Origin of the sequence: Streptomyces sp. MMG1533 (assembly GCF_001279775.1) — a bacterium.
In the GTDB taxonomy this organism is placed as follows: domain Bacteria; phylum Actinomycetota; class Actinomycetes; order Streptomycetales; family Streptomycetaceae; genus Streptomyces.
Genome location: NZ_LGDG01000053.1, coordinates 1 through 9,973 on the forward strand (window position 1 = coordinate 1; position 9,973 = coordinate 9,973).

Sequence of the window (9,973 nt, forward strand, 5' to 3'; positions counted from 1 at the left end):
GCCTTGCCCAACAGCCGTACGAGCTCGTCCTCCCCCGCCGCCTGCGCGAACAGGTCCTCCTGCGTGTAGTCGGCCAGCCCGCTCACGCCCACCCCCAGCAGCCGCACACCCCCCGTCGTGTCCACGGAGTCCAACAACCGCGCGGCAGCCTCCCGCACCACCGCAGGATCATCCGTGGGCCCCCGCAGCGTCTCGGACCGGGTCAGCGTCGAGAAGTCGTACCTCCGCACCTTCAGCACGATGGTCCGCCCCGACAGCCCCGCACCCCGCAGCCGCCGCACACACCGGTCGGCAAGCCGCTGCACCTCCAGACCGACCCGGACCCGGTCGTGGATGTCGACGTCGTACGTGTCCTCCACCGACACCGATTTCGTCTCCCGCTCGGCCACCACGGGCCGCTCGTCCTGGGCCAGCGCCATGGCGTACAGCGCGTGCCCGTGCGCCTTGCCCAACAGCCGTACGAGCTCGTCCTCCCCCGCCTCGGCGATCTCGTCCACCGTGTGGATCCCGGCCCGCCGCAGATGGTCGCCCGTCGCCGGCCCGACCCCCGGCAGGGTCCGCACCGACATCGGTCCGAGCAGGGCCCGCTCGGTCCCCGGCTCGATCACCACCAGCCCGTCGGGCTTCGCCTGCTCCGAGGCGATCTTCGCGAGCATCTTCGACGCAGCGAGACCCACCGATCCCGTCAGCCCGGTCACCGCCCGTATGTCCACCCGCAGCTTCACCCCGGCCAACCGCGCCGACGCGTCGTCCCAGGCCGCTCCACCGGCCTCCAGGTCCACGAACGCCTCGTCCAGGCTCAACGGCTCCACCAGCGGCGACAGCGCCCGCAGGAGCCCCATCACCTGCTCGCTGATCGACCGGTAGAACGCGAAGCGCGGCACGAGATACGCGGCGTTCGGAGCGAGCCGACGCGCCTGAGCCATGGGCATGGCCGAATGAACCCCGAAAACCCGCGCCTCGTACGACGCCGTGGCCACCACGCCACGCGGCCCGAGCCCACCCACGACGACGGCCTTCCCGCGCAGGCTCGGCTTGGACGCCTGCTCCGCCGAGGCGAAGAAGGCATCCATGTCGAGATGGAGGATCGTGGGCGCGCTTCTCACATCTCCGATGCTGCCCTACGCCACTGACAATGCCGTCCCGAAGAGCCGGGCGGCTGTCAGACCGCCCGGTTGCGCCGCCGCGCCAGCTCGTCCGCGGGGTTGTGCCCGACGAGGGTCTCCCCGGTGTCGATCCGCTCCCCGTGCAGCTGCGAGAGCGCGCTTTCCACGTCCCGCCACACCACGCCGACCGCGATCCCGAAGACCCCCTGACCACCCTGGAGCAGCGCATGGACCTCGTCCGGCGAGGTGCACTCGTAGACCGTGGCGCCGTCACTCATCAGCGTCATACGCTCCAGGTCGCAGAAACCGCGTTCCCTGAGGTGCTGGACGGCGGTGCGGATGTTCTGCAGCGACACACCGGTGTCCAGGAAGCGCTTGACGATCTTCAGAACGACGACGTCCCGGAAGCTGTACAGACGTTGCGTCCCTGACCCGTGGGCGGGCCGCACACTCGGCTCGACAAGGCCTGTGCGGGCCCAGTAGTCCAGTTGCCGATAGGTGATGCCGGCGGCCGCACAGGCCGTCGGACCGCGATAGCCGATCTGCTCGGACGCCATGGACGTCGCCCCTCCGCTGCTCGGCACGGCCGCCGGTCGCTGCGGAGCGTGATCGGCCGCGTTGCTGTGAAGCGGGTACGGACCGCTCGCCCCGAGACTGCGTCCGGGGGCACCCCCAGCCGTACCGTCGCCGCTGCTTCTCACGCCGACCTCCGTCCTTGACCTGCCTTCTCGACGGTAGGCAGTCACCAGGGGCGCGTCAACGATCGCCACACTCGGCACGCCGGGTGATAATCACCCTACGAGTGGTTTCCCGCACCCAACCGCGGGGAAAGGCTAGCCGAATGCGCTCGGAGCGGCCCGCAGGACGCTCTCACGCGCCGCTGGCAAATGCCGGCATTTGAGGCGTCAACGGACGTGGACGAGCCCGGCAGGACCGTTCGTCCGCCGGGCCGCGTGCGCCTCACTGGCTGCTGGTGCCGAAGTCCTCGGGCGAGATCTGGTCGAGGAACTCGCGGAACTTCTCCACCTCGTCCTCCTGCTCGTCCGGGATCGCGATGCCGGCGTCGTCGAGCACGCCGTCACTGCCGTAGATCGGAGTTCCGGTGCGCAAGGCCAGCGCTATGGCGTCGGACGGGCGGGCACTCACCTCGACGCCGCTGGCGAAGACCAGCTCCGCGTAGAAGACGCCCTCACGCAGGTCGGTGATGCGCACTTCGGTGAGCTCCTGGCCGACGGCCTCCAGCACGTCCTTGAACAGGTCGTGGGTCAGCGGTCGAGCGGGGGCCATGCCCTGCTGCGCGAAGGCGATCGCCGTAGCCTCCCCAGGCCCGATCCAGATGGGGAGGTAGCGGTCGCCTCCCACTTCACGCAGGAGCACGATCGGTTGGTTGGAGGGCATTTCGACCCGGACACCTACGACATCGAGCTCGTTCACACAGCAACCCTAGGCCGTGCCCGGGACGTTTGGGTAGTCGGGCAGAGAACGGGTGCCCGATCCGGCCTGTGCCAACCCCGCCCGCGTCACGGCAGCCGCACGCCCAGCGCGGTCTGCACGAGCGCCGCGTGCAGCTTCACCGTGAGCCCGGCCAGTTCCTTGGTACGGGCTTCGGCGTGCGCCCTGGTCTGCGGGTTGCGATGGCGCTTCAGCGGGGCCACCACCTGGTCCACCAGCCCGGCCTCGCGGTCGGCCGCCGCCTTCATCACCCGCAGATGCCGCGGCTCGATCCCGAACCGCCCGAGCTCCGCGATGAGCGACGCCACCGTGGCCGCCTCCGCGTCGTACGCCCCGTCGGGCAGCGGAGCGATGAGCCCGTACGACTCCCACTCCTGAAGTTCCTGCTCACCGATCTCGGCGGCGGCCATCAGCTCGCCCCGCCCGATCCTGGCCGCCGTCGGCGCCTCGGCGACCTCCTGAACACCCTCACCGTCCCGCTGACGACCTACCGTCGGCAGTGGTACGGCCTCACCGCGCTCCATGGCGTCCAGGTGCTCACGGATCACCTTGAGCGGCAGATAGTGGTCCCGCTGCATCCGCAGGACGTGGCCGAGGCGCTCGACGTCGCCGGCGCTGAACTTGCGATACCCCGAGGGGGTTCGCTGCGGCTCGATGAGCCCCTCCGACTCCAGGAAACGGATCTTGGAGATGGTCACCTCGGGGAACTCGTCGCGCAGCAGGGTCAGCACCGTGCCGATACTCATCAGCCCACTGTCCGTGGCGGCGGTACCGTGCCCGGCACCGCCGCTCGGTGTTTGCAGCATGGACCTTCCTGGGGGTCCCCCCGGACGGAGTCCGGAGGAGGGTCAGTAGCCCCGCTGGCTCGCGTAGAAGACCAGCCGGTACTTGCCGATCTGCACCTCGTCGCCGTTCGACAGAGCGACCTGGTCGATCCGCTCACGGTTGACGTACGTGCCGTTCAGACTGCCCACGTCGGCCACCGTGAACGAGCCGTCCTGACCGCGGCGGAACTCCACGTGCCGACGGGAGACCGTCACGTCGTCCAGGAAGATGTCGCTCTGCGGGTGACGCCCGGCCGTGGTCAGGTCGCCGTCCAGCAGGAAGCGGCTGCCCGAGTTCGGACCGCGCCGCACCACCAGGAGCGCCGACCCGAGCGGCAGGGCGTCGACGGCCGCCTGTGCCTCCGGGGAGAGCATGGGCATCTGTGTCTGGCCCGTGACCTCGGCGTCGTAGGCCTCGAGCCCGGAAATGGAGATCGTCGACGTCGTCTCGGAGGGGCGCTCGGCCGCGGCGCCGGCCCGCAGCGGAGCACCGCAGTTGGAACAGAAGCGGCTGTTCTCCGCGTTGCGGTTACCGCACCTCGTACACACCTGGGCCGACATAGGGGAAAACCCTCCACCCGTACTTGAGGTTGACGGTTGCCCGAAACCTATGCCTCCGGACTGGGCAGGGTCAACTGACGGCGCGCCCTGACCTCCGGGAATGTCACCGCCCGGACCATCGACCTGGTCCCGGAACAGCGGGCGCTGGCCTTCTGCGTCAGGCTGTGCGCGATGACGGGCGGTCGCATTGTCGCTGCCCTCTCGCGCGCTCTTGCCGAACAACTTCGCAAACAACTTCACGGGCGATTCCCCTTGACCGAAACAGACCCGCCCGTGGGGCAGGACGAACCCTGATTGAACACACCGGTCGACCCGGACATCCTCACAACGTCCGTATCCACCAGACAGTTTCCACCACGCACCACCCATTCGGTGCGCCGACCCCCCGCAACGTCATGCCCTCGCCGGACGCCCGCCATGCACCCCCGGTTCACGAGGAGGACGACCGAGCGTAGTCAGGCAGCTTCGCCGCTCGCAAGGCGTCCACGACGATCTTGTCCGACCGCTCGACGGTCACGGTGGCCTGCTCCTTCTCAAGAGTCTGCACCACGCCTCCGGGGATGTTGAGCGCCGGTTCGAGGTCCTGCGGCTTGCCGATGACCTTGAAACGATAGGGGGCGTTGATCTTGTTCCCGTCGACGCTCACGCTCTTGTCGGAGTCCGTCAGATAGGTACCCGCGACGACCCGCACGCCGTTCACCTGGATCGCCTCCGCGCCGGCCGCGCGCAGCTCCTGGATCGTGTCGAGCAGCATGTCCGCCTCGACCGTCCCCTTCGTGTCGTCGATGGTCATCGTGATGCCGGGCCCCTGCGCGGCCACCGTGCCCGCCAGGATGCCGAGCTGCTTCTCCTTCTCGACCGTCTGCTTGCGGGCCTCCTCGGCCTGGTCCGAGCTGTTCTCCAACTCGTCCCGCTGCTTCTCGAGACCCTGCTTCTCGTCTTCAAGACGCTGAGTACGGTCATCCAGTTCATCGAGGATGCGCACAAGATCTTCCTGACGTGCGCCCCGCAGGGCGCTGTCACTGTCGCTGTTCGACGCCACCTGCACGGCCAGACCGAAGCCAAGGCCGAACAGCAGTACCGCGACGATGAGTTGGGCCCGGGTGACACGCGGCGGCCACAACCCGTTCGCCAGCCGCTGACGGCCGCTCAACTGCGGCGGCTCCGGGGAGGCGTCCTCTGCCGAGGCGGGCGCTTCGGCGGTGACTTCCTCCGGCAGTTCCTTGCGCAGCCTGTTCTCGGGCGTCTCGTCCTGGTTGCTCATCCGTCTCACGCCCGGAACACGTGTCGGCGGATCGCCGCTGCGTTGGAGAAGATCCGGATCCCGAGCACGACGACCACACCGGTGGACAGCTGGGCCCCCACGCCCAATTTGTCGCCCAGGAAGACGATCAACGCAGCCACGACCACGTTCGACAGGAACGACACCACGAAGACCTTATCGTCGAAGATGCCGTCGAGCATGGCCCGCAGACCTCCGAAGACGGCGTCCAGTGCCGCCACCACGGCGATGGGCAGATAAGGCTCGACGACCGCCGGAACCTCAGGCCGGACCAACAGGCCGGCCACGACTCCCACGACGAGGCCCAGTACGGCGATCACGATGTGCCCTTCTCAGTTCTCGGCTGTGCTGTACGTACGATCACACTCGGTGCGGCGGGCAACCGGAGGTCGCCCTCCACGGAAATGGCGGTCCGGATGCCGTAGTTCTCCTGCAGGGCATGGAGATAGAGCCCGTCGGCGCTGTTCTGGAACCTGGTGCTCAACCGCTTGCCGTCCCCCACGGCCAGCACCGTGTACGGCGGAACAAGCGGCCTGTTGTCGACCAGTATCGCGTCACCCGCGGCCCTGATCGCCGACAGCGCCGTCAACCGCTGCCCGTTGATCGACACGGCCTCGGCACCCGACGCCCACAGTCCGTTGACCACCCGCTGCATGTCGCGGTCGCGCACGCGCCCGGTGTCGGAGAACCCGGAGGTCTCGCGCGGGTCGCCATCACCGCCGGTGCTGGCTTCTTTGGCGTCGTCCACGACCAGCTTCACGCCAGGGCCGTGTACTTCCGTGGCGCCCGACAGAATCCCCACGAGTTCTGCCTGGTCACTGCCACCGCTGTCCCTGAGGGCCGCGCGCTGGCGGGCGCTCACGTCGTCACGCAACTCGTCGACGGAATTCTCGAGTTTGTCCGCCGCCTCGGTCTCCCGATCGATGCGGTCGATCAGTTCCTCGCGCTCCTTGGCGACGACCGGAGCCGCGACCCGGGCCTGGGCGGCTCCGACGGTCACTACCAGAGCCGCGAGCACCAAGCCGGCGGCCAGACCCAGCTTCGCCCGCAGGGTCTTGGGCAGGCCCCCGTCGCCCGCGGCCTTCTTCCGGGCGGCGGCCTCGGCGTACCCGTCGTCGAGGCTGTGGTCCATGACGTTGGTGAGCAGCGACATGGACGCGTCCGGACGCGAAGGAGGCGTAGGAGTGCTCCGAACGGGGGGCTGCTGCGGCATGCCGCACATCGTCGCACGTCGCGACCACTACCTCCGAATGGCCCCACCGGCGTGCCGGACAGGCCCCCTTGGGGACACTTGTCCGGCACGCACGCGTGCAGTGGATTTCAGCGCCCGGCGCTGTCCACGACCGCCGACCACTCGTCGAGCAGCGCCTGAGCGGAGGCGTCGTCGGGCCCCTCCGCCCACAGGTGGGTGACCGCTTCCGCCGGGTCCGGCAGCACCATCACCCAGCGCCCGTCGGTCTCCACCACCCGCACCCCATCAGTGGTGTCCACGAAGCGGTCTCCGGCCGCCTCCACGACCCGTCGCATCACAAGGCCCTTGACGGCCCACGGAGTCGCCAGATCCCGCTTGAGGACATGCGCCCGCGGAATCCGCGCGTCGATCTGGCTGAGCGTGAGCTGCGTCCGCGCCACCAGCCCGATCAGCCGCACAAAGGCCGCCGTGCCGTCGAAGACGCTGCTGAACTCGGGGATGATGAAGCCGCCCTTGCCATCCCCACCGAAGATCGTCGTCTCGTCGCGACCGACGCGGGTCAGATCGTCCGGAGAAGTGGTCGTCCACTCCACCTGCGTCCCGTGATACGCCGCCACCTGCTCGGCGATCCTGGTGGTGGTCACCGGCAGCGCGACTCGACCACTGCGCCGCTCCGCGGCCACCAGGTCGAGCAGGACGAGCAGCGCACGATCGTCCTCGACGATCCGCCCCTTCTCGTCGACCAGCGACAGCCGCTCACCCACGGGGTCGAACCGCACCCCGAAGGCGGCGCGCGCGGACGCCACGATCTCTCCCAGCCGCACCAGCCCCGACCGCCGTGCGTCCGCAGACTCGGTGGGCCTGGACTCGTCGAGCCCCGGGTTGATGGTCAGGGCGTCCACACCGAGCTTGCCGAGCAGGCTGGGCAGCACAAGCCCGGCGCTGCCGTTCGACGCATCGACGACGACCTTGAGTCCGGACTCGGAAATGCCCGTAGTGTCGACGTTCCGCAGCAGCGACCCGGTGTACGAATCGAAGACACTCGCGGGGAAGTGCAGGTCCCCGATCTCACCCGGGAAGGCCCGCCGGTACTCCTGCCGCGCGAACACCCGGTCCAGCTTCCGCTGGCTGCCCTGCGAGAGGTCCGCACCCTGTCCGTCGAAGAACATGATGTCCACGGAATCCGGAACACCGGGCGTGGTCCGGATCATGATCCCGCCGGCACTACCTCGCGCGGTCTGCTGCCGCGCCACAGGCAGCGGTACGTTCTCCAGGTCGCGTACGTCGATGGCGCTGGCCTGCAGAGCGGAGATGACCGCCCGCTTGAGCGCACGAGCACCACGGGAGTGGTCACGGGCCGTCGTGACGGTCGAGCCCTTCTTGAGCGTGGTCGCGTAGGCGCCGGCGAGACGCACGGCCAGCTCGGGCGTGATCTCCACGTTCAGGATCCCGGACACACCGCGGGCGCCGAAGAGGTGTGCCTGCCCCCTGGACTCCCAGATCACCGAGGTGTTGACGAACGCACCGGCCTCGATGGTCTTGAACGGGTACACCCGGACATTGCCCTGCACGATCGATTCTTCACCGATCAGGCACTCGTCACCGATGACGGCGCCGTCCTCGATCCGAGCCGCGCGCATGATGTCGGTGTTCTTGCCGACGACACAGCCCCGAAGATTGCTGTGCTGCCCGACGTACACGTTGTCGTGCACGACGGCCTTGTGCAGAAACGCCCCGGTCTTCACGACGACGTTCGAGCCGATGACGGTGTGCTCGCGGATTTCGGCACCGGCCTCGACCTTGGCGTAGTCACCGATGTACAGCGGTCCACGGAGAACGGCGTCGGGATGTACCTCGGCGCCTTCCGCGACCCACACGCCCGGGGAGATCTCGAAGCCGTCGAGATCGACGTCGACCTTGCCCTCCAGAACGTCGGCCTGCGCCTTCACATAGCTCTCGTGGGTACCGACGTCCTCCCAGTAGCCCTCGGCGATATAGCCGTAGATCGGCTTGCCTTCCTTCATCAACTGCGGGAAGACATCGCCGGACCAGTCGACGGAGACATCGGCCTCGACATAGTCGAACACCTCGGGCTCCATCACGTAGATGCCCGTGTTCACGGTGTCCGAGAAGACCTGGCCCCAGGTCGGCTTCTCCAGGAAGCGCTCGACCTTGCCCTCCTCGTCGACGATCGTGATACCGAACTCCAGCGGGTTGGGCACACGCGTCAGACAGACGGTGACCAACGCGCCCTTTTCTTTGTGGAAATTGATGAGCTCGGTGAGATCGAAGTCGGTCAGGGCATCACCGGAGATGACGAGGAAAGCATCGTCCTTCAACGCCTCCTCGGCGTTCTTGACGCTTCCGGCGGTACCGAGTGGCTTCTCCTCATTGGCATAGGTGAGCTCCATACCGAGCTCCTCACCGTCACCGAAGTAGTTCTTGACCAGTGAGGCCAGGAACTGGACAGTAACGACGGTCTCGTTGAGCCCATGCCTTTTGAGCAGCCGCAGAACGTGCTCCATGATCGGCCGGTTGGCCACCGGCAGGAGCGGTTTGGGCATGCTTGAGGTCATGGGGCGAAGGCGCGTGCCTTCGCCTCCGGCCATCACGACGGCCTTCATGTCGGAAGCGTCCTCCTCTAAGAGACGACGGTCTAGCCGACTTCACCCGTCCAGATTGTCCCGCACTTTTCTGCCGCGGGCCATCGGACCGATAGAGCCGTTGTAATCGGCGAGTTCAGTCGGCCATGGCGTCCGCACGAACCAGGCGGCGGACTTGTACCACGTAGAGAACTCCTGCCCACCAGTACAGCGTTGTACCCCATCCGGCGAACGCCCATCCGAAAATAGCAGCCAGTGACGCGATCCATCCACTTCCGTCACTGAGCAGCAGCAGTGGGAAGGCGTACATCAGGTTGAAGGTGGCGGCCTTGCCCAGGAAGTTCACCTGCGGGGGCGGATAGCCATGGCGTCTGAGGATGCCCACCATCACCAGCAGAACCAGCTCGCGCGCCAGAAGTGCAGCGGTCAACCAGATTGGCAGAATCTCGCGCCAGGTGAGACCGACCAAAGTCGAAAGAATGTAGAGCCGGTCGGCCGCCGGATCCAGGAGCCGGCCGAGGCTGCTGATCTGGTTCCAGCGCCGCGCGAGCTTGCCGTCCAGGTAGTCAGTGACCCCGCTCAGAGCCAGCACCAGAAGCGCCCACCCGTCACTTTGGGGACCGCCGAACTCAGGCCTGAGGATCAGCCACAGGAAGAGCGGCACGCCGGCGAGCCGCGCCATGCTGAGGATGTTGGGGATGGTGAGTACCCGATCCGTCTGGACGCGGGTCTCCTGGACCTCCACCCGGGGGCCTCCTGTGGGAAACGAGCCAACGATGCCCCCTGACCTTACCTCAACGCAAAAAAGCTCTGGCTCCTGGGCTGAGTGCCCAAGAGCCAGAGCTCTAAAAGGAGTTCGGCGGCGTCCTACTCTCCCACAGGGTCCCCCCTGCAGTACCATCGGCGCTGTAAGGCTTAGCTTCCGGGTTCGGAATGTAACCGGGCGTTTCCCT

At 67.6% G+C, this 9,973-nt stretch carries 10 protein-coding genes and 1 rRNA gene; all 11 read right to left on the reverse strand.

Features of this window, described 5'->3' with window-relative positions:
* The coding region (locus ADK57_RS09400; protein ID WP_053748922.1) for a DNA polymerase IV at positions 1-1,106 on the reverse strand (1,106 nt) is incomplete at its 3' end.
* A gap of 56 nt (positions 1,107-1,162) precedes the next feature.
* Positions 1,163-1,807 carry a MerR family transcriptional regulator gene (locus ADK57_RS09405; protein ID WP_078973034.1) on the reverse strand — a complete coding sequence of 215 codons (645 nt, stop codon included), beginning with the start codon at positions 1,805-1,807 and terminating at the stop codon, positions 1,163-1,165.
* A gap of 259 nt (positions 1,808-2,066) precedes the next feature.
* Positions 2,067-2,540: a bifunctional nuclease family protein gene (locus ADK57_RS09410; RefSeq protein WP_004002801.1), complete on the reverse strand. Its 474-nt coding sequence runs from the start codon at positions 2,538-2,540 to the stop codon at positions 2,067-2,069.
* Positions 2,541-2,626: 86 nt separating this feature from the next.
* On the reverse strand, positions 2,627-3,364 hold the full coding sequence (locus ADK57_RS09415; RefSeq protein ID WP_053748924.1) for a MerR family transcriptional regulator: 738 nt from the start codon (positions 3,362-3,364) through the stop codon (positions 2,627-2,629).
* A gap of 42 nt (positions 3,365-3,406) precedes the next feature.
* Entirely contained in the window at positions 3,407-4,312 is a 906-nt protein-coding gene (locus tag ADK57_RS47120) for an FHA domain-containing protein (RefSeq protein WP_078973035.1), read from the reverse strand.
* 61 nt (positions 4,313-4,373) lie between these two features.
* Positions 4,374-5,207, reverse strand: a complete 834-nt coding sequence (locus tag ADK57_RS09425; RefSeq protein WP_053748926.1) for a DUF881 domain-containing protein — start codon at positions 5,205-5,207, stop codon at positions 4,374-4,376.
* A 5-nt stretch (positions 5,208-5,212) separates the two neighbouring features.
* Positions 5,213-5,545: a small basic family protein gene (locus tag ADK57_RS09430; protein ID WP_003988855.1), complete on the reverse strand. Its 333-nt coding sequence runs from the start codon at positions 5,543-5,545 to the stop codon at positions 5,213-5,215.
* Positions 5,542-6,438, reverse strand: a complete 897-nt coding sequence (locus ADK57_RS09435; protein WP_199830518.1) for a DUF881 domain-containing protein — start codon at positions 6,436-6,438, stop codon at positions 5,542-5,544. The genes ADK57_RS09430 and ADK57_RS09435 overlap by 4 nt, the downstream gene beginning before the upstream one ends.
* 107 nt (positions 6,439-6,545) lie before the next feature.
* Positions 6,546-9,041: a mannose-1-phosphate guanyltransferase gene (locus ADK57_RS09440; RefSeq protein ID WP_053748928.1), complete on the reverse strand. Its 2,496-nt coding sequence runs from the start codon at positions 9,039-9,041 to the stop codon at positions 6,546-6,548.
* A gap of 115 nt (positions 9,042-9,156) precedes the next feature.
* On the reverse strand, positions 9,157-9,765 hold the full coding sequence (locus tag ADK57_RS09445; RefSeq protein WP_053748929.1) for a CDP-alcohol phosphatidyltransferase family protein: 609 nt from the start codon (positions 9,763-9,765) through the stop codon (positions 9,157-9,159).
* A 109-nt stretch (positions 9,766-9,874) separates the two neighbouring features.
* Positions 9,875-9,973, reverse strand: a 5S ribosomal RNA gene (gene rrf / locus ADK57_RS09450); the annotation flags it as partial.